The organism is Lacticaseibacillus casei DSM 20011 = JCM 1134 = ATCC 393 (assembly GCF_000829055.1).
Classification (GTDB): Bacteria; Bacillota; Bacilli; order Lactobacillales; family Lactobacillaceae; genus Lacticaseibacillus; species Lacticaseibacillus casei.
In genome coordinates, this window is the sequence record NZ_AP012544.1 from 1,613,034 (window position 1) to 1,631,239 (window position 18,206).

At 48.0% G+C, this 18,206-nt stretch carries 22 protein-coding genes; 5 read left to right on the forward strand and 17 right to left on the reverse strand.

Annotated features, from left to right (window positions below; translation table 11 throughout):
• From LBCZ_RS07985 to LBCZ_RS08040, 12 genes are all read right to left on the reverse strand, one after another.
• Positions 1–1,527 carry a HAMP domain-containing sensor histidine kinase gene (locus LBCZ_RS07985; protein ID WP_052253345.1) on the reverse strand — a complete coding sequence of 509 codons (1,527 nt, stop codon included), beginning with the start codon at positions 1,525–1,527 and terminating at the stop codon, positions 1–3.
• The gene (locus LBCZ_RS07990; RefSeq protein ID WP_025013373.1) at positions 1,527–2,213 is read right to left on the reverse strand and encodes a response regulator transcription factor; all 687 of its coding nucleotides are present in this window, start codon (positions 2,211–2,213) and stop codon (positions 1,527–1,529) included. The genes LBCZ_RS07985 and LBCZ_RS07990 overlap by 1 nt, the downstream gene beginning before the upstream one ends.
• A gap of 387 nt (positions 2,214–2,600) precedes the next feature.
• Positions 2,601–4,019 carry an NADP-dependent phosphogluconate dehydrogenase gene (gene gndA / locus LBCZ_RS07995; RefSeq protein WP_039639117.1) on the reverse strand — a complete coding sequence of 473 codons (1,419 nt, stop codon included), beginning with the start codon at positions 4,017–4,019 and terminating at the stop codon, positions 2,601–2,603.
• A 267-nt stretch (positions 4,020–4,286) separates the two neighbouring features.
• Positions 4,287–4,835: a YceD family protein gene (locus LBCZ_RS08000; protein ID WP_025013372.1), complete on the reverse strand. Its 549-nt coding sequence runs from the start codon at positions 4,833–4,835 to the stop codon at positions 4,287–4,289.
• A gap of 67 nt (positions 4,836–4,902) precedes the next feature.
• Entirely contained in the window at positions 4,903–6,039 is a 1,137-nt protein-coding gene (locus LBCZ_RS08005) for a nucleotidyltransferase (RefSeq protein WP_039639119.1), read from the reverse strand.
• Positions 6,040–6,088: 49 nt separating this feature from the next.
• Positions 6,089–6,826: a class I SAM-dependent DNA methyltransferase gene (locus tag LBCZ_RS08010; RefSeq protein WP_039639121.1), complete on the reverse strand. Its 738-nt coding sequence runs from the start codon at positions 6,824–6,826 to the stop codon at positions 6,089–6,091.
• Positions 6,823–7,182 (reverse strand): ribosome silencing factor, encoded by a 360-nt coding sequence (gene rsfS, locus LBCZ_RS08015; protein WP_010487900.1) that lies wholly within the window; start codon positions 7,180–7,182, stop codon positions 6,823–6,825. Before rsfS ends, LBCZ_RS08010 begins: the two co-directional genes overlap by 4 nt.
• Positions 7,183–7,185: 3 nt before the next feature.
• A complete protein-coding gene (gene yqeK, locus LBCZ_RS08020) occupies positions 7,186–7,785 on the reverse strand; it encodes a bis(5'-nucleosyl)-tetraphosphatase (symmetrical) YqeK (protein WP_025013371.1) in 600 nt (199 codons plus the stop codon).
• The gene (locus tag LBCZ_RS08025) at positions 7,778–8,428 is read right to left on the reverse strand and encodes a nicotinate-nucleotide adenylyltransferase (protein ID WP_025013370.1); all 651 of its coding nucleotides are present in this window, start codon (positions 8,426–8,428) and stop codon (positions 7,778–7,780) included. The genes yqeK and LBCZ_RS08025 overlap by 8 nt, the downstream gene beginning before the upstream one ends.
• 8 nt (positions 8,429–8,436) lie before the next feature.
• Positions 8,437–8,748, reverse strand: coding sequence for a YhbY family RNA-binding protein (locus LBCZ_RS08030; protein ID WP_025013369.1), 312 nt, complete (start codon positions 8,746–8,748; stop codon positions 8,437–8,439).
• Positions 8,749–8,832: 84 nt separating this feature from the next.
• Positions 8,833–9,957 (reverse strand): ribosome biogenesis GTPase YqeH, encoded by a 1,125-nt coding sequence (gene yqeH / locus LBCZ_RS08035; protein WP_025013368.1) that lies wholly within the window; start codon positions 9,955–9,957, stop codon positions 8,833–8,835.
• Positions 9,938–10,474 (reverse strand): YqeG family HAD IIIA-type phosphatase, encoded by a 537-nt coding sequence (locus LBCZ_RS08040; RefSeq protein WP_025013367.1) that lies wholly within the window; start codon positions 10,472–10,474, stop codon positions 9,938–9,940. Before LBCZ_RS08040 ends, yqeH begins: the two co-directional genes overlap by 20 nt.
• Positions 10,475–10,716: 242 nt before the next feature.
• On the opposite strand from LBCZ_RS08040, the gene LBCZ_RS08045 reads away from it, so the two are divergent.
• The 5 genes from LBCZ_RS08045 to LBCZ_RS08065 all read left to right on the forward strand — a co-directional run bounded on the left by LBCZ_RS08045 (position 10,717) and on the right by LBCZ_RS08065 (position 14,857).
• Positions 10,717–11,616: a VOC family protein gene (locus tag LBCZ_RS08045; RefSeq protein WP_025013366.1), complete on the forward strand. Its 900-nt coding sequence runs from the start codon at positions 10,717–10,719 to the stop codon at positions 11,614–11,616.
• Positions 11,609–12,589, forward strand: coding sequence for a ring-cleaving dioxygenase (locus tag LBCZ_RS08050; protein ID WP_032958873.1), 981 nt, complete (start codon positions 11,609–11,611; stop codon positions 12,587–12,589). Before LBCZ_RS08045 ends, LBCZ_RS08050 begins: the two co-directional genes overlap by 8 nt.
• 15 nt (positions 12,590–12,604) lie before the next feature.
• A complete protein-coding gene (locus LBCZ_RS08055) occupies positions 12,605–13,246 on the forward strand; it encodes an alpha/beta hydrolase (protein WP_025013364.1) in 642 nt (213 codons plus the stop codon).
• A gap of 5 nt (positions 13,247–13,251) precedes the next feature.
• Positions 13,252–14,220 (forward strand): NADP-dependent oxidoreductase, encoded by a 969-nt coding sequence (locus tag LBCZ_RS08060; RefSeq protein ID WP_025013363.1) that lies wholly within the window; start codon positions 13,252–13,254, stop codon positions 14,218–14,220.
• A 73-nt stretch (positions 14,221–14,293) separates the two neighbouring features.
• On the forward strand, positions 14,294–14,857 hold the full coding sequence (locus LBCZ_RS08065; protein ID WP_025013362.1) for an LOG family protein: 564 nt from the start codon (positions 14,294–14,296) through the stop codon (positions 14,855–14,857).
• A 134-nt stretch (positions 14,858–14,991) separates the two neighbouring features.
• On the opposite strand, the gene rplT is transcribed toward LBCZ_RS08065, so the two are convergent.
• The 5 genes from rplT to LBCZ_RS08090 form a co-directional block, all read right to left on the reverse strand.
• Positions 14,992–15,348, reverse strand: coding sequence for a 50S ribosomal protein L20 (gene rplT, locus LBCZ_RS08070; RefSeq protein WP_025013361.1), 357 nt, complete (start codon positions 15,346–15,348; stop codon positions 14,992–14,994).
• Positions 15,349–15,382: 34 nt separating this feature from the next.
• Positions 15,383–15,583, reverse strand: coding sequence for a 50S ribosomal protein L35 (gene rpmI, locus LBCZ_RS08075; RefSeq protein WP_003565872.1), 201 nt, complete (start codon positions 15,581–15,583; stop codon positions 15,383–15,385).
• Positions 15,584–15,660: 77 nt separating this feature from the next.
• Positions 15,661–16,176 (reverse strand): translation initiation factor IF-3, encoded by a 516-nt coding sequence (infC, locus tag LBCZ_RS08080; RefSeq protein ID WP_216593547.1) that lies wholly within the window; start codon positions 16,174–16,176, stop codon positions 15,661–15,663.
• A 263-nt stretch (positions 16,177–16,439) separates the two neighbouring features.
• On the reverse strand, positions 16,440–17,141 hold the full coding sequence (locus tag LBCZ_RS08085) for a fructose-6-phosphate aldolase (RefSeq protein ID WP_025013359.1): 702 nt from the start codon (positions 17,139–17,141) through the stop codon (positions 16,440–16,442).
• Between the two features lie 158 nt (positions 17,142–17,299).
• Positions 17,300–18,088, reverse strand: a complete 789-nt coding sequence (locus LBCZ_RS08090; protein ID WP_025013358.1) for a glycyl-radical enzyme activating protein — start codon at positions 18,086–18,088, stop codon at positions 17,300–17,302.
• Between the last annotated feature and the right edge of the window lie 118 nt (positions 18,089–18,206).

Genomic DNA, 18,206 nt, shown 5'->3' on the forward strand with positions numbered 1-18,206 from the left:
CTAAGCCTTAAGCGCCTTCGCTTTTGCTTCGGTAATGGTCGGCAAGTCGATTCGGAAAATAGAGCCGTGCCCGAGGGCTGAATCGACTTCAATTTGTCCATGGTAGCTTTCAATTAACTGCTGTGCGATCGACAAACCGAGCCCATTGCCGCCTTTTTCCCGACTACGAGCCTTGTCAACGCGGTAGAAGCGATTGAACACACGGCGTCGATCCTTTTCGGCAATGCCTTCGCCAAAGTCCTGCACGGCCAAAGCAACACCATTGCCACTGTTTTGCGCCATTGACACATGAATCTCTTTCCGGTTAGTCGAATATTTGACCGCATTGTCCATCAAAATAATCATGACCTGCTCCAAATGATTACGATACATGCGAACAAACGTCGTCTTCTCAAGATCATCATCCAAAGTAAATGTGAAGTCGGGATGGATCATCCGAAAATCAGCGACAACCTGCTGAACGGTTTTATGCACATCGACCACGGCATTGGGAAACTGGACATCTACCTGATCAGCACGAGTCAAATCCAACATTTCCTGAATCAGGCTCTTCATACGGGTGATTTCCTGCAACGATGCCTTCAAGGACTCATCTAAGACCTCAGGATCATCCTTGCCCCACCGGTTCAACAGCTGCAGGTGGCCTTCCAAAATAGCAACCGGCGTCCGCAGCTCATGCGAGACATCCTGCACAAATTCACTTTGCTGATCAATGTAACGCTGAATGCGATCTAACATGCCATTAAACTCAAGCACTAGATCACCAAGTTCATCATTACGTTTGAGCGCCGGTATTCGGACGGTACTCTCCGGCTCCTCATTTACGACATCAATAGCATTCGTGATTAATTTAATTGGTTTCAAGAAGCGCGTTGCCAAAATATAACCAATCAAAATCGAAATCAATACCGCCGCAAAACTTAAGCCCACGATGAGTAACGTGATTTCGTGCATCGTCGCATGGAACGCCGTTAGTTTATTCGTCACTTGTACATAACCAATTAGGTCAGACGTCGTGGCCGAATAAATTGGTGCAGTGCCTACCAGACCGTTAAAATCACCAATATGGCTCTCCTGTACCTCGGCGCCATGAACCTTGCCTAACGTGATGGGCGTATCCCGCGACTGAAAAATATTCGTGCGATCGCGCGAGAAAACCGAAACACTCACATCGGCCTGCGCCAACTTTTGAATCACCGAATCAGAAAAAATCCGCTCACGTGATTCACTCGGTGCCGGTAACGAAGGTTGATCCGACGCCGTTGTACCTTCCAACCGCGGAACAACCTGGGCAATGGTCAAATCGCCACTGACTGGGGAAAGTCGTTGGACAACGGTACTAAGCGTGTCCGTGACGGTTCGGCGCTCCTGATTCAACAGAATCTGTCGCATCGCGCCGTATAGGATCATCGAAAAAGTGACAAAAGTGACAAAAATCCCGACACCAACCGTTACGGCCCATTTGACCTTTAACGAGATGCGGGGACTTTTCTTCTTTTGCCCGGTACTTGTCTGTTTAATCGCCATTACGAACGCATGACATAGCCGGTTCCCCGAACCGTCTGAATATAACTTGGTTCACCCGGCCGATCAATTTTATTACGAATATAGCGGACGTATACATCGACAACATTCGTTTCAACATCGGAGTTGTAACCCCAGACTTTGGAAAGCAAGACATCACGAGCCAAGACCACGTTGACGTTCTCCATCAAAGTCAGAAGCAATTCATACTCACGCTTGGTCAGTTCGATAATGTCATCACCGCGGCGAACAACCCGGTTTTCCTTCTCGATCACAAGGTCGCGATATTTGATCATGGTTTGTTTAGCAGTGTTGTTTTCGCCTTCGATACTAATTCGGCGTAACAACGCGCGTAACCGCGCCAACAATTCTTCGATGGCAAACGGCTTGACAATGTAATCATCGGCGCCGTGGTCCAAGCCACTAACGCGATCAATCACAGAATCACGGGCCGTCATCATGATAATCGGCGTATTTTTGACCTGTCGTACCCGCCGGCAGACTTCAAGGCCATTCAACTCTGGCAACATCAAGTCAAGCAGGATGGCATCCCAGTCTTCAGCCAGCGCCGCCTCAAGTCCGGTGCGGCCATTGAAATGGACTTCCGTTTCGTAGCCTTCGTGTTTTAATTCCAGCTCGACAAACCGAGCAAGATTTTTTTCGTCTTCAATAATCAGTATTTTACTCATCAGGGTCTCCTTATGCTTTCTTAGTGGCATCACGCATGCAACGCAACTTTATTCGTGATTTCTCATTAAAAAACGATGCTAAGCTAGTTTAGCACAGTTTTCTCATTTTGGCTATAAGACGCGCAATGATGGGCACAATCGCTGTTGAAAAAAGTTCGTTCGGTGGGTTTCTCATTTTTCAATCCGGATAGATTCTCATAAACAGGTCCACGCTCATACTTAACCGAGTTACCCACTGGCCCAGCACTTCTCTAATTTTATTTTCATAAGTGGTCTATCGCCAATTACCATTAAGTCATCAACGTACATACTTAGCTCCGCCTTTAACCCAAAAAGAGCCAATCCGGCATGTTTACGGATTGACTCGATCAATTGGTCATTAAAATTTTAAGCTTCGTGGTACCAACTATAGTGGAAAATGCCATCGCGATCGGTTCGTTCGTAAGTGTGGGCACCGAAGTAATCACGCTGTGCCTGGGTCAGGTTAGCTGGCAGCACTGGCGAACGATAAGAGTCGTAGTAGCTGATCGCTGCGGAGAAACCAGGAACCGGCACACCGGCTTTAACGGCGAGACCAACCAGATCACGGACACTTTCCTGATAATTCTTGGCGATATTCAGGAAGTAATCGTCTAACAAGAGGTTTTGCAAATCTGGCTTTTTGTTGTAAGCATCCGTGATGTTTTGCAAGAAGCGGGCACGGATGATGCAGCCGGCACGCCAGATCTTTGCCAGTTCGCCATATTGAAGATTCCAGTCGTATTTTTCTGAGGCGAAGCGCATTTGTTCAAAGCCTTGAGCATATGACATCAGCTTGCTGAAGTACAGAGCCTTGCGAATCATTTCGATGGCTTCTTTTTTGTCGACCGAAACGTTAGCAACCGGCTTTGGCAAAACTTTGCTTGCTGCTACCCGTTCCTGCTTCATGGCACTGATGTAACGGGCATACACAGATTCAGTGATCACACTCTGAGGAACGCCTAATTCAAGCGCTGATTGAGATGACCACTTACCTGTGCCTTTGTTGCGGGCACGATCCAGAATCACGTCAACAATCGGCTTGTCGCTGCCGAGATCATCCTTGCGAGTTAAAATGTCGGCTGTAATGTCAATGAGGTAGGAATCCAGCTCACCTTTATTCCAGTCACTGAAAATGTCGGCAATTTCTTTAACATCCAAGTCAAGCAGGTTGCGCATTAAGTTATAGCTTTCGGCGATGAGCTCCATATCGCCGTATTCGATGCCGTTATGCACCATTTTGACATAATGGCCAGCACCATTTGGCCCAATGTAAGTGACACATGGTGCGCCATCGTCAGCTTTTGCGGAAATGGCTTCAAGAATTGGCGCGACCAGATCGTAGGCTTCTTTTTGACCGCCCGGCATGAGGGAAGGACCATGCAGCGCACCCAACTCGCCACCGGAAACGCCCATGCCGATGAAGTTAATGCCGGATTTGTCCAATTCGGCACTCCGGCGCATGGTATCTTCAAAGAAAGTATTCCCGCCATCAATTAAAACGTCACCTTTATCAAGCAACGGTAACAATTCTTTAATGACCGCATCGGTTCCGGCGCCAGCCTTAACCATCATGATAATGCGGCGCGGCTTTTCGAGCGAAGCAGCAAAGTCCTCGATCTTATAACTTGGTACCAACTTCTTATCTGGATGCTCGTCAACAACCGCCTTGGTTTTACTTCCGGTTCGATTGTAGATTGCAACGGTGTTGCCGCGGCTTTCAATGTTCAAGGCAAGATTCTTACCCATCACAGCCATACCGACAACGCCGATTTGTGGTTTATCCATTACGGAAACCTCCTCATTAATTTCAACATTTACTCCATTCATGTTAGCAGAAACAGCCTTGATTTAACAGTCTTCAGAAGCCTTCGCAGGCAGGTAAAATGTATTATTTTCAAGTTCGCCAAGTTCAGACTGAGTGACCAGGCAAATAAAAAAAGCAGTGCCCGACTTATGCCAGTGAGCACTGCTTAATTCATGATTAGAACCTAGTATCTGTTCATATTTTATCATGCAGGTTTGCCTGGCGCTTTTTAGCAACAAGCGTACCCATCACGATTCATCCTGATCCGGGAACATCCCCTTCAACTTTGCAAAGGGATTATCTGCCTTCTTTTTCTCTTCTGTCCGCTTCTTGTATTCATCTTCGGCGAGCACTTCCCATTCATCTCCAGCAGGCATATCACCGGTGGCTGCTTCTTCCGGTGTGAGCACCTGCATTGGGATGCTGAGCAACAGGTGATCTTCGACTGCCGGCAAAAGGTTCAGTTCGGATTCTTCGAGCGGCATCAGGATTTCGCCGTCTTCATACTGATCCGCATGGCCTTCATCGGTTAAATAGATTTCGCTGAAGGTAAAATTCTGCGGCATCGTCACCGGTTTCAGACTGCGGGTGGAAGGTACCACGAGCGTCCCGGTCAGATTGACGCTGACCAGAAAATCGCCGCGATCATACAACACATCCCCACTCACCTGGATGGGACTCACATCAAGAATCTCCGGATCGCGATCCTGCAGATCATCCTTGACATCTAACGTGGTACTGAAGTGTAACGGTTGCTCATCATGTTTCATTAATTCCTGAATGGTCCATTTCAACATGGCGATCTCCTCCTTAAAAATACATTCGAAAGCCCAGGACCTTCGGATAAAAATCGATTCATACGCCTCACATGAGTGGCGGTCGACCATAATTCTGTTCGACGCCGCCAATGGCTGTGATTAATCGATCGGCACGGTGGGTCATGGCTAAGACCCCATCCGGTGCAAGCATATCAGCACTGACACGTGTGAGCAAGGGGTAAGCTAGGTGGTGTTTGACAGTGCGCAGATATTGCCGGCCAGTCGGTGTAAAACCAAGGACATGCAGTTGTGGCAGGCGCCGGGCTTTCGCAACAGCAGCGGTTGTCATATTGAGTGTGATGGCTAAGGCGAGCCGGCGTAATCGGGCATACGTATAGCGCTTTGACTTAACCCGGTGTAAAAATTCGGTCATATCATGAGCATCATCAATCTGCTGGGTGAACCGATATTCCAACCCCTCTGCCATCGTCGCCACTTGCCGCAACTCAGCTAAATCAGCCGTTTGCAGGCGATATTTTAACCACGGGAAAAATTGCGACCAGCCATATTGCGGTTGCTCAGCATAAACCGAAATCAAATCTGCTGGCACAATATCTGTGATGGGCTCCCCTTCCCGCAAGTGTTGTCGCACCGCCGACGCACTGGCAAGATTGGCTTTGATCTTCTGGTCATCATGCCCAACACCCTGTCGGCCGAAAGGGTAAAGCTGCATCGGCACCTGTAATGCCAAAACCGCCTTGGCATAGCTCAAGCCCAACATAAAGTTTGGGTCCGTCTGCGTAATCCCCGCCACCTTCGCATAGGCAGCATTCAGCTGGGTCGCGTAAGTCTGCGTATAATCGGCAAAACCCGGGTCCGTGATATCAGTCGACGCCAATTGCCGGGCAAGATCTAAATAATCTAACTCAGGGTGTTCGGTACCAAATGCCAGTGCCGGTACATGCAATGCTGCTAAGGCTGACACACCGGCTTGCGCGAATTGATCGGCCGCTTGAACGGCACCGGTCACCGGTAATTCAAGCACGATATCGGCGCCATGAGTCAGTGCCGCCTCTGCACGTACCCACTTATCAAAAATCGCCGGTTCCCCACGTTGCACATAATTGCCTGACATGACCACCACGACGACATCTGCGTGCGTTAAATTTCGCGCTTTAGCCAATGCAAAAGCATGGCCTGAGTGAAACGGATTAAATTCCGCAATCATGCCAACAGCTTGCATACGCACCTCCAGAATCGCCTTCGTCAGTCAAATCATAATTCGTTTTTGCCTACCGCTTCTTGGCGTGAAAGAACCAGCGGGTACTCTTGGCCGAAACCGGTTGCGTCCCAAAATCAGCCGTGACTTCAACCTTTTCAAAGCCGGTCGCCTGCAGCGCCGCCAGATAATCTTCCAGCGGATAAGTGCGCTCCTTGTGGGTTTCGGTTAGCGGCTTGTAAGCATCTAAGTCCTCGTCATAAATGAAAAACGTCAGATCGTGTTCGATACTATGCGGTTTTTCACCGACAAAACTGTTCCATAAAAAAGCGAAGTCATCGCTTTGATAATTGTACATATAGCCCGGAAAAACGTGATCCATCTGGTAAAGCGAATGGGCATCAAAAAGAAAATCTCCGCCTGAAGGTAGCAATGCCGCCACCTGGGCGAAGACTTGCTTAACTGCATCAAGATCGGGCATATAGCAAATGGAATCATCAAAGCAGGTGACCACGGGGAACTTCGGCAAGTCATGTAAATCCCGCATGTTACCTTGGATCAGCGTTAAATCAACATCAGCAGCAAGTGCTTTTTCTTCGGCCAGTGTCAACATGTCGTCTGACAGATCGAGATCGGTGACTTGATAGCCTGACTGTGCCAACAACACGGCGAGAAAGCCCGAACCGCCTGCCAACTCCAACAAAGGCTGATTGACTGGCGCTACCCGCCGTTTAACGTAATCCCGCCATCGTAAATACAGTGACTGATCCATCAATTTGTCATAAACTTCGGCAAATGTGGTGTAGATCATGCCTCGACCCACTGATCCACGTTGACAAGCGGGGCGCTTTGCCACAATTTCTCAAGGTTATAGAATTGCCGCTCTTCCGGCATAAAGACATGGACAACCACGTCATTCAAGTCAATGAGCATCCATTTCGAACCTTTTTGGCCTTCGATTCGGCGAATATCGACACCGGCAGCTTCTTCTTTTTCTTCGATTTCATCCACAATCGCCTGTACCTGACGATCCGAAGTGCCGCTCATAATGACAAAATAATCCGCCAATAAGCTCACACCGCGCATATCCAAAGCGACAATATCCTCGGCCCGCTTTGAATCGCCCGCTTTAACAGCAATTTCCAACATTGTTTTTGCGTCGACCATAAACTACTCCTTTGATAAAAATGCGTTATAAGTTAACAGTGTTTTAGGAAAGACCAACTTGCGCGCGCCGATCAGGTACATCAACGTATTTTCCAGTTCGATGCGGCTGGCCTCTTCCAGATTCGTTTCAGCAGCCTTGCGCGCCTTGGCTTCGACAGGCAAAGCCCGTTGCGGCTCAATAAAATCGCCGACAAAGATACATTCATCTAATGGCGTCATTTCCGGATCCCCGGTTGTATGCCGGACAATCGCAGTCAAGACCTGCTTATCCGTAATGCCGACTTCGGTTTGGATAAAATGAACGCCGACAACCCCGTGCCAGACGCCTCGGCCATATTGCAACAAACTGGGATCAAAGCCATCTTCGACAATCACCCGTTTGTAGGTTTCGACCGGGATTTCTTTGCCATAATCGTGCAGCAAACCGGCCAAACCGGCACGATCAACATCTTGATCAAATCGCTTAGCCAGTTCAATGGCCGTTTGTTCCACGCGCAGGCAATGCTCGTAACGCGGTTCGTCCAGGCGATTGCGTAAGCGATTTAAGATTTCTTGGCGGCTTAAGCCGTGTGTCAAGCTGTCAGGGTACTGATGTTCATTCACGATATAATCCCTCTTTTTGAATATAGTCAATAACTGGATCTGGTACCAAATAACGCAGGCTGCGTCCATTTTGCACCCGTTCACGCACCGCGGTCGAACTGATATCGATTAGCGGGGCATCGACCCATAAAATCGGATAGCGACTGGCCGGTGTATAACCGCGGCGTTTAACGCCCACGAAAGTCACAAGTTTGACCAGTTCATCAATATGAGCCCACTTGGGTAAATAATCGACCATGTCAGCGCCGATGATGAAATAATAGTCAGTGTCCGGATGTAGCCGTCGCAACGCCTGCATGGTTTGATAGGTATAACTAATACCGCCTCGGCGTATTTCGATTCCTTCCAATCCAAAAAGCGGATTATCAGCAATGGCCAATTGTACCATGTTCACCCGGTGCCGTGCCGAGATAGCTGTTTTAGTATCAACATGTGGCGGCTGATTATCCGGCATAAAGTAAACTTTTTCCAAGCCGAGTTCGGTGCCCGCTGCCTCCGCCATAATTAAATGGCCGTTGTGAATTGGATTAAAGGTTCCGCCAAACAGGCCCACCTGCTTGCGGCGATGCACGCCCAGAATCTGTTCGCGCATCGCCACTGAGATGACTGGCTGAGTTAAGGTGACACTCTGCGTCTTTTCCATCGCAATCCCTACCGTGCGTTCACTTCAAGACTAATTCGGCGATGCTCGGTTTTGGCTGCTTCTTTGTAGACAATCACCGTGCGGCCGATAATCTGGGCCACTTCCAAGCCGGTAATCGCGGCCTGTAAAGTGTCAGCAACTTCCCGCGGGGTATCATCGGCGGTTGGCAACAAACTGATTTTCACCAGTTCTCGCGTTTCCAACGCATCTTTGACCCCAGCGATAAACGCATCACCAAGCCCATTTTTTCCAACTTGAATCAACGGTTTGGTCGTCATCGCCAGGCTCCGTAAATAGCGTTTCTGTTTACCAGTTAACATATTTTTAAAACAACTCCTCTGATGGCACTTTCGTCAACTTTGACTCAACTGCGGTTAGCCACATCGTTGCGATCGCAATCAAACTTAAATAAATGCTTTTCGCAATAGAACATCCACACCTTTAGGCGCATAGCCTGCGATCGTGACACCGGCCGGTACGGTAATCCAGCCAAGTCCGGCAAAAACGAGATCCGACTTTTCCTTTGGGGTGAACTCAAACCGTACCAGTGGCGGAAACTGAGCCACTTCATCGGCTTGCGGTGGCGCAAGCAGGCCGCCAACATGTCTTTGGTAAAAATCATCAGCGTTAGCTAACTTGGTGCGGTGCAACGGCAATTGATTATCCGTGTAGATTACGAACGACTGACGGCCGCCGCGAAGATAGTCGAATCGCGCCAATCCACCAAGAAAAATCGTCTGTCCTTCATTTAACTGATAGGTGGCCGGCTTGATCACCGATGTCGGGGATACCAGTTTTAAATCCTTAGGTCCCACAAAATGTGCCATCTGATGCCGATGAATAATACCTGGTGTATCAATCAGCGACTGGCCGTCATCTAGCGGAATCATAATCCGATCCAGCGTTGTGCCTGGAAAACGCGAAGTGGTAATCAGGTTCTCAACACCCGTTAATTCCTTGATAATTCGGTTGATTAAAGTCGATTTTCCGGTATTTGTCACGCCAACAACGTAGACATCGCGATGCTCTCGATATTTTTCGATTGCGTTTAATAAGTCGTCAACGCCAAACCCTTTTTTGGCACTGGCCAGCATCGTCGCAACCGGGCGTAACCCCTGTGCTTTGGCTTGCTGCTGCAACCAATTTTTTAACCTGTTCGGATTCAGCGACCTAGGCAGAACATCGGCTTTATTGCCCACCAAAATGACCGGATTATCGCCGACAAACCGGTGTAATCCGGGAATCACGCTGCCATTAAAATCAAAAATATCAATCACATTCACAATTAGCGCGTTGCTCTCACCAATTGCGTTCAACAAACGTAAAAAGTCGTCATCTGTCAATGTGACCGGTGTGATTTCATTATAATGCCGCAACCGAAAACACCGTTGACAATAAATATCGTCTTCAGTGTTAGCTTTAGCTAAAGTAGCAGCAGGCAAGTATCCGGGTTGTTTTGGATCTGTTGTCTGTAAAATAGCGCCACAGCCTATGCAGCGGCGCTCTTCATCATTTTTGATGGTGTCCATGAATATCCTCCTGATAATTCAGCTGCCGTTTTTTCGCAAGTGCTTTAAAAACGAAGCCTTCAAAAAACCGATTGATCCGCGTGTTCCACGCATCACTTTCCACCAGTGGTTGCGTTAGAATCGTGCGCACGCCGGCAAGGTTGCCAGCCCAAATATCAGTCAAGAGCTGATCCCCGACCATCACCACTTCCGAACGTTTCAAGTCTAATTCCTTACGTGCTTTGGTAATCCCCACCGGCAACGGCTTCAATGCTCGCGCCACATACGCGACTTGAAGCTTGGCCATTGCCTTGTGGATACGATTAGCGTTGTTATTTGAGACGACCACCACTTGAATGCCGCCTTTTTTCAGATCTGAAAGCCAGCGAGTCAGTTTAGCCGTACCTTCCGGATGATCCCAAGCCATCAACGTATTATCAAGATCCGTCAACACCGCTTTAATGCCTTGCTGTTTCAGACTGGCAGGCGTCAGACTGAAGATATTCGTTACCAGCCAAGTCGGCTCAAAAACTGCCACAAATCTTTTCCCCTCTCCGGTTGTTCATATCCTTATATTATAGCGGAAAAGATGCCTAAGCGCGAGGGCGTTTGCCTAATACCTACGACGCGTCCGCAATGAAAGCGCTATTTCAAAAAGACGAAATAATCGCCTTATTGTTGCAAACAGGGTACGATTAATTTGAAATCAAACGCTCGCATTCCGTTATTAAGCCTGTTATACTTATTTTTAGTAAGTGTTTCAAAATAGGAGGCAACACCATGACCCGTTTGCATCATGTCTCGCTTTTAACTGGCGACGCAACCGCAACTATTCATTTTTATACAAATGTTTTGGGCTTGCGGTTGGTAAAAAATACGGTTAATCAGGAAAATATTCACGTCCGGCATCTGTTTTTCGGTGATTATCAGGGAACGCCTGGCAGCGTCGTGACTTTTTTCGTCATTGATCGACTTGGCCACCGTTATGACGGGCGCAATCAATTAGGCGGGATCGATTTGGCGATCCCCGGCGATTCTTTGCCTTTTTGGTTTGAACGGCTGCAGCAAGCCGGCTGTGTGATTTCTGAAGCCGCGGACCGCCTGACGTTGGTTGATCCTTCTGATACGCCGGTTCGGCTGATTGCCTTCCAGAAGACTTTGCCAGATCATTTAACGGTTCCTAACGACATCCCCGGCAACCGACAGATCACCGGCCTCATCAATGTTGACATCCCCGTTGCTAACCACGAGGCTGAGGAGGATTTCTTCGAAGCGATGCTAGGCCAAACAGCCGAGCATGGACAGTTTAAGCTGGCAGCGGGCAACACTTTGACACTAAAACCGAGCCTGACTGACGATATTAAACGGTTTGGCCGTGGCAGCATGGATCATTTTGCCTTGACCGTCGATCATGAAGAAGCGTTGCCGCGGCTAGGGACCATTGCCGCACAACATGGTTATGAAGTCGAAGAGTTTGCTGATCGCGGCTGGTTTAAAAGCCTTTATGTTCGTGATCCGGCTGACAACCGCATTGAATTTGCAACCCAGTCGCCGGGCTTTACATTAGACGAGCCGCTTGAGCATTTAGGTGAGAAACTGGGCCTGCCGCCGAAGTTTGAAGCGCGGCGGGCGACCATTGAAAGTTATTTCAAAACCAAAGGAGTGGATTTCCATGATTGAACATCCGTTACTCGGCATGAACCACGTCACCGCCATGGCAAGTGATCCTCAAGCCATTTTTGATTTCATGAGCAAAACTTTAGGTCTGCACCTGATCAAGAAAACGGTGAATCAGGATGCTTTAGACACCTATCATTTCTATTTTACCGATGACCAAGGCACTGCCGGCACCGACATGACCTTCTTCACGTTTCCTAATCAGGAAAAAGGCAAAAAAGGCACGAATATGATTTCACGGGCCAGCTTCCGGGTACCAAGTGATGCTGCCTTAGATTACTGGCTCAAGCGATTTGCGGAAAAAGGGGTCGCAAACGATGGCATCAGCACCCAGTTTGATGCCAAAATCATTAATTTCCACGATCAGGATGATCAGCAATTTACGCAGCAATTTCAGCTTATCTCCGATGAACACAATCATGGAGTCGCAGATGGCACCCCTTGGAAACACAATGATGTTCCGGAAGAATTTGCCATCACCGGTCTTGGGCCGGTCACGGTTACGATTTTCAATCTCGGCCACATGCAATATGTGCTAACAGAAATTATGGGTTATACCAAGATCGCCGAAGACGGTAACTGGTCCCTATACGAAGTTGGCGAAGGCGGTCACGGAGCACAGGTCATTTTGGAACACCGCGAAGATCTGCCAATTGCCGTTGGAGGCTTTGGTAACATTCATCACGCGGCCTTTTCAACTGACACTCGCGAGACAGTAGGCATGTGGATTGATCGTATCAAGCAATATCGCCTGCCGCAATCCGGCTATGTCGACCGCTTCTACTTTAAGTCCGAGTATTTCCGGGCAGCACCGCAAATTCTTTTCGAAATCGCCACAACCGGACCAGGCTTCTTACAAGACGAAACTTATGATGAAGCCGGCATCCACCTTGAGTTGCCGCCATTCCTGGAAAGCAAACGCGATGAAATCGAAAAACAGCTCACACCAGTCAAAACCGATTGGCGCGGTCGTTAATTTATGGAGGTAGTTATGGCAGAAGAAAACGTCAATTATACTTTTGTAAAAGGTGACCCCACCGTCTCCCCTTTGTTATTGCTACACGGCCAAGGCGGCAATGAAAATGATTTGCTGCCGATTGGTAAATACCTGTCGCCTAATAGTCCCATGCTATCGATTCGCGGACGCATTCAGGAACAAGGGATGAATCGTTATTTCCGGCATTCGGAAAACGGCGGCTTTGATTTAGCCAACCTTGAGCAGGAAACCACTTGGCTTTTTTCGGTTTTAAACGAGCTTTGCCAGAAATTCAATATTGACTATAACCGGTTTGTGGTCGTTGGCTATTCAAACGGTGCCAACGTTGCTGCGCGCGCATTATTGACGCGGCGTGATACTTTTCACACCGGCATCTTTTTCCACCCGATGGCACTTTCAACGGTTGATTCCCAGCAAGATCTAAGTGATGTCAAAGTCTGGATGTCTCATGGCGATCAGGATCCAATCGTGCCGGCTCAGAACTTTAAGGTATTGACCACCTATCTCAAAGAGCAAGGGGCAGACGTGACGATTTTCCGACACGGGCAAAGCCACAATTTGAATGAAGCTGAATTGGCAGATGCCAAATCCTGGTTGGCGAATAGTGGTCGACTGCAGGATTGGCAACGGAGGTGAATCCTATGCAACGTTTTGGGTTTGAGGAATATGGCAAACCAAGTGTTTTTAAAAGTATTGAAGCACCGGTTCCGGAGCCAAAAGCCGGACAAGTGCAGTTGCAGGTTCTGGGTTTTGGCTTGAACCCTTATGACGCTTCTCTACGCCGCGGTGAGCAGGCAGCGTTTCGGAAAGTTAAGTTTCCCGTGGTACCGGGAACGGATGTGGTTGGCCGCATTACCAAGCTAGGTGAAGGCGTCACCGACTTTGCGGTAGGCGATGTCGTTTTGAATTATCGTCCAATCGGCGGTTATAGTGAATTTGTGACGGCCTCGACCTCTAAAGTTTACAAAAAGCCGACTGCGCTAAGCTTTTTGGATGCCGCGGCGTTACCGCAAGTCGGCTTGGCGGCTTTTAACATTCTTCACTATATGTTGAATCTCAAACCTGGAGAAACGCTGGGCGTTGTCGGTGCCAGTGGTGGCGTCGGTGCCAACTTGGTGCAAATTGCCAAGTTTGAAAAGTTGCACGTCATCGCCGTGGCTGGTGAGCAGCATCGTGAGTATCTGCGGCAATTAGGCGCCGATCAAATCTTCGGCTACACCGACGATTTGCCGGAAGATGCAGCCGATGCTGTGGTCAATGCCGTGTTTGGTGCTGCCGATCATGGCGCTGCATTAAAACTTGTTAAGCCAAACGGTCAGTATGTCACAACGGCTTATGCCGATGTTGATCTCAGCAGCAAACCAGACGTGACCCATTTGCAGTTAAATCCGTCGAAGGACTACTCGGTGCATGATGGCTTTGCCTATCTCACGGATGTCGCACAAAAATGGGGACTACAGGTTCGCGTCGCCCAGGCTTTTCCATTTAATGTTGACGGTATGATTGCAGGCCATGAAATGCTGGAAACGCATCACGCGTTAGGCAAGTTAGTCGTCATGCAGGGTCGGCATATCATCCACCCGATTCGCAAAGAGGTTAATCACCTGTAACACCATGGAAAATAGCTTGCGACCCGCCTTTTCTCGCCGTATGATAACAACATGCACGGAAAGGCGGAAAGATATGAAAATTGCAATCTATTGCGGTGCCAATCATGGCGTTAATGATGAATTTCTTCAGGCAGCTACACAGGTTGGTGCCTGGATTGCCGAGCGTGGTGATACTTTGGTTTATGGCGGCGGCAAACTGGGCTTAATGGGTGCGGTTGCTGGCAGTACGCTTCAACATGGCGGTCAAGTCATTGGCGTCATACCTCAGGTGTTAGCAGATCGCGGACTGGCCATGCCCGACCTGACGGATTTGGAAGTTGTCGCGGATATGGGCACCCGTAAGGCCCGAATGATCGAATTGGCCGATGTCGATATCGCCTTACCCGGCGGTCCCGGAACGTTAGAAGAAATTACGGAAGCCATTTCTTTTTCCCGGATCGGATTAAACGCCAGTCCTACTGTTTTGTTCACTCAAGACGGTTATTACGAGCCGCTGCATCAGATGTACCAAACGGCCGTAGATCAAGGGTTCTTCGACCAGGATGCATTTGACAACCTGTTGTTTTCATCTGATCTGCAGGAAATCAGCACGTTCATCGCTAATTATCAACCGTTTGGGGTGCGACAATATCATTAACCAAGCAAGCTTGTATATGACTCATATAAAAAACACGCCATTTCATTCAAAGCGAATGGAATGACGTGTCTTTTTATATGTAAGCGTAAACTGACGCAACTAGAACCTACGCCAGTCAACAGGTTACATGCTAATTAAGCCAAAGCTTTTTTAGCGGTATCCGCCAAAGCCTTGAAGCCGTCTGGGTCGCTGACAGCAAGATCAGCGAGCATCTTACGGTTCATGTCAACATTGGCGAGTTTCAGACCGTGCATCAACTTGCTGTATGAAATGTCGTTCATACGTGCAGCTGCGTTAATCCGGGCAATCCAAAGACGCCGAAAATCACGCTTCTTGGCGCGGCGATCGCGGAATGCATAGCGATACGAAACCATGACCTGGGCACTTGCTGCCTTAAACAGTAAATGCTTGGCACCACGATAACCCTTAGCGAGTTTCAGTACCTTCTTACGACGCTTACGAGTAACTGTTCCACCTTTAACACGTGGCATTAGAATTCCTCCTCAAATCAAATCCGATAGCTTATTATTTCATCTGGCTGAGCATCTGGCGGATCCGCTTCATATCTGAGTGGGATACCAATGCTGACTTACGCAATTGACGACGCTGCTTCTTCGTCTTGCCGTGGAAACGGTGTGACGTGTATGCGTGACCGCGCTTAAGGGCACCTGATGCGGTTTTCTTAAAACGCTTTGCGGAAGCGCGGTGGGTCTTGAATTTTGGCATGTCTTTTTCCTCCTCTAAACATCAATGCGCGCACGACTACTTAAAGCCGTGCACGCCTTTGTAACATTAGCCGATGACTATTTATCGGCTCGCGGTGCAAGCATTAAGAACATGCTGCGACCATCCATCTTTGGATGGGTTTCAACACTAGCAATTTCCTTAACGGCATCCGCCATTTGCTCAAGAACCTTACGACCAAGATCCTTATGCGTAATTGCTCGACCACGGAATCGAACGCTCACTTTGACCTTGTCCCCTTTTTTCAGGAACTTCGTCGCGTTCTTAAGCCGGGTATTGAAATCTGCTTCACCAATGGTCGGGCTCAAGCGGATTTCCTTAATGGTGACAGTCTTTTGTTTCTTCCGAGCATCGCGCTCTTTCTTCTGCAGCTCGAATCGGAATTTCCCGTAGTCCATGATGCGGGCAACCGGTGGCTTGGCATTAGGCGATACTAAGACAACATCTAAGTTTGCATCCTCGGCAATGGCCAAGGCGTCACGCGTACTCTTAACGCCGAGCTGTTCACCGGTCTGGGAGATCAATCGAACTTCACGTGCGCGAATACTGTCATTGACTATCAGATCTCTTGCTATGGTTGTTCACCTCCGTGTGAATTTCAGAGAAAAAACAAAAACAGCGTGGCCGCAAAGACCCCCGCTGTTCATTAAATACCGAACTAATGAGCCTAGAGGTCTAAAGACGTGGGCGAGAAGCGGGAACTTCTGCTTTTTCTCAACATCAACTACTATACAGGAGCAACCTGCCTGCGTCAAGAAGTTCGTTGTCGAGGTATGTTTGGATTGTATTGACCGCAGCTGTTTTTTGCGGCCTTTTTAAACTCTTTGCATATAAGTTATCAGTGATCAAGAACTTTGTCAGCAAGTGTCGCGATGTTAGTGCCGACACCATAAACGCTCTCCCAGTCTTTGGTAAAGTCAAGAACGGCATTACTAATAGCAGGGTTTTGTAAGGCAGAGCGCAAAATATCGACACCCATGGTTGCTGCCTGAGCACCAGCTTGGAAAGCGTCATTTACTTGTCCAACGGTGTGAAAGCTGGCAGCCAGGATCTTAGTAGGCGCATGCTGAAGCGCAATTTGATCCGCAAGATGTTTAATGACCTGTTTGGCATCAATACCCATATTGATCATCCGGTTATAATAAGGCGCCAGATAATCTGACCCGGCTTCGATCGCAAGGCGGCCTTGGAATTCACCGTAGATCGCGGTTGCAGTCACATGAATATCATTTTGCTTCAGAATCTTGATCGCAGCAAGTCCTGCCTCATTCGTCGGTACTTTGACAAAAACATCTTCATCAATGTTAGAAACGATTGCAAAGGCATCCTTAACAATCGCATCTGTGGTTTGGCCAACAGCCTGAACATGAAGAGACTGATCGCGACCAATAATGGAACGAATCTGGCGCATATGATCGAAAAAGTTGACCTTGCCTTCTTTCTTCACGATCGTTGGATTGGATGTCACCCCAGCTAAAGAAATGATCTTAGCGTATTTTTCAATATCAGCAATGTGAATCGTGTCTAAAAGAAATTCCATTTTTCTACCTCATATAGTTTCTGTTGTCTTTACGATAATCTAGCTCAAGTTTCATCAAGTGTGATCCGTTAACATAATATATGAACATCTCACACTGACCAGCGCTTGAACGTCTAAATACTGATTATTTCGTGCGTCTGTGTGCCATTCCACGAAAATTACCAACCGTTAATAGTTGCTTTTATCCCCGCTTGTTGCAAGATTTCTTGAAAGCTTTCGAGGTCGCTTGTCTGAAGCTGCTTAACATCCTTCAAGGCATACTCTCGATGCAAGTCTTCGTACTTCTTGAGACCAAATTGGTGAAACGGCAACAACTCCACTTCTGGGACATGAATACGATTGAATAGTTCGCCAAAATGCCTCGCATCATCATCACTATAATTAAAGCCGGGAATAACTGGTATGCGAACACGTACAGTCAGTTTTTGCATCTGCATCGCCGTTTGCAAATTTTTCAAAATAAGTTCATTGCGCGCATTTGTCCCTGCTCGATGCTTGTCAGAATCCCATTGCTTACAGTCGTAATACATCAAGTCAATGTACTGAGCCAGATCCGTGAACACTTTTGGATTAGCATAGCCAGTTGTTTCGCACGCAACATTAATGCTGGCATTGTGGCACGCCTTTGCTAATGCCGTGACAAAAGTAGGCTGAAAAAGAATCTCACCACCGGAAAGCGTGACACCCCCACCGGATTCTTCATAAAAATCCATATCCTGAACAATGATTTTCATCACATCATCAACGGTATACCATCGCCCGACTGTCACATTGCGTTGCTTCGATTCATCGTACATAGGTTCCGGTTTCCCCGATTGTGATTCAGGGTTTGAACACCACTTACAACGCAATGGACAACCTTTAAAGAACACGACCGTTCTAATGCCCGGACCATCATTGAGGCTAAACTTCTGAATATTGAATACTAGTCCTAGTTCATTGGACATAATCAGCACCTCCTCAATTCATACGTTAGCATATTCACTTACGAACGCAACAATTATGAATTGTGGTAAAACACGTTTGTTTAGATTTTATAGAAGTGTTTCATTGTTATTTAGCTAA

Excerpts from the sequence above, each read along its gene's own strand:
- LBCZ_RS08085 (WP_025013359.1), bottom strand. The coding sequence starts at position 17,141 with ATGGAATTTCTTTTAGACACGATTCACATTGCTGATATTGAAAAATAC.
- LBCZ_RS07990 (WP_025013373.1), bottom strand. The coding sequence starts at position 2,213 with ATGAGTAAAATACTGATTATTGAAGACGAAAAAAATCTTGCTCGGTTT.
- gndA (WP_039639117.1), bottom strand. The coding sequence starts at position 4,019 with ATGGATAAACCACAAATCGGCGTTGTCGGTATGGCTGTGATGGGTAAG.
- LBCZ_RS08030 (WP_025013369.1), bottom strand. The coding sequence starts at position 8,748 with ATGTTAACTGGTAAACAGAAACGCTATTTACGGAGCCTGGCGATGACG.
- LBCZ_RS08005 (WP_039639119.1), bottom strand. The coding sequence starts at position 6,039 with ATGCAAGCTGTTGGCATGATTGCGGAATTTAATCCGTTTCACTCAGGC.
- LBCZ_RS08060 (WP_025013363.1), top strand. The coding sequence starts at position 13,252 with ATGCAACGTTTTGGGTTTGAGGAATATGGCAAACCAAGTGTTTTTAAA.
- LBCZ_RS08055 (WP_025013364.1), top strand. The coding sequence starts at position 12,605 with ATGGCAGAAGAAAACGTCAATTATACTTTTGTAAAAGGTGACCCCACC.
- LBCZ_RS08050 (WP_032958873.1), top strand. The coding sequence starts at position 11,609 with ATGATTGAACATCCGTTACTCGGCATGAACCACGTCACCGCCATGGCA.
- LBCZ_RS08000 (WP_025013372.1), bottom strand. The coding sequence starts at position 4,835 with ATGTTGAAATGGACCATTCAGGAATTAATGAAACATGATGAGCAACCG.
- LBCZ_RS08065 (WP_025013362.1), top strand. The coding sequence starts at position 14,294 with ATGAAAATTGCAATCTATTGCGGTGCCAATCATGGCGTTAATGATGAA.
- LBCZ_RS07985 (WP_052253345.1), bottom strand. The coding sequence starts at position 1,527 with ATGGCGATTAAACAGACAAGTACCGGGCAAAAGAAGAAAAGTCCCCGC.
- LBCZ_RS08090 (WP_025013358.1), bottom strand. The coding sequence starts at position 18,088 with ATGTCCAATGAACTAGGACTAGTATTCAATATTCAGAAGTTTAGCCTC.
- yqeH (WP_025013368.1), bottom strand. The coding sequence starts at position 9,957 with ATGGACACCATCAAAAATGATGAAGAGCGCCGCTGCATAGGCTGTGGC.
- LBCZ_RS08045 (WP_025013366.1), top strand. The coding sequence starts at position 10,717 with ATGACCCGTTTGCATCATGTCTCGCTTTTAACTGGCGACGCAACCGCA.
- rpmI (WP_003565872.1), bottom strand. The coding sequence starts at position 15,583 with ATGCCAAAATTCAAGACCCACCGCGCTTCCGCAAAGCGTTTTAAGAAA.
- rsfS (WP_010487900.1), bottom strand. The coding sequence starts at position 7,182 with ATGGTCGACGCAAAAACAATGTTGGAAATTGCTGTTAAAGCGGGCGAT.
- LBCZ_RS08025 (WP_025013370.1), bottom strand. The coding sequence starts at position 8,428 with ATGGAAAAGACGCAGAGTGTCACCTTAACTCAGCCAGTCATCTCAGTG.
- LBCZ_RS08010 (WP_039639121.1), bottom strand. The coding sequence starts at position 6,826 with ATGATCTACACCACATTTGCCGAAGTTTATGACAAATTGATGGATCAG.
- rplT (WP_025013361.1), bottom strand. The coding sequence starts at position 15,348 with ATGCCACGTGTTAAAGGTGGAACAGTTACTCGTAAGCGTCGTAAGAAG.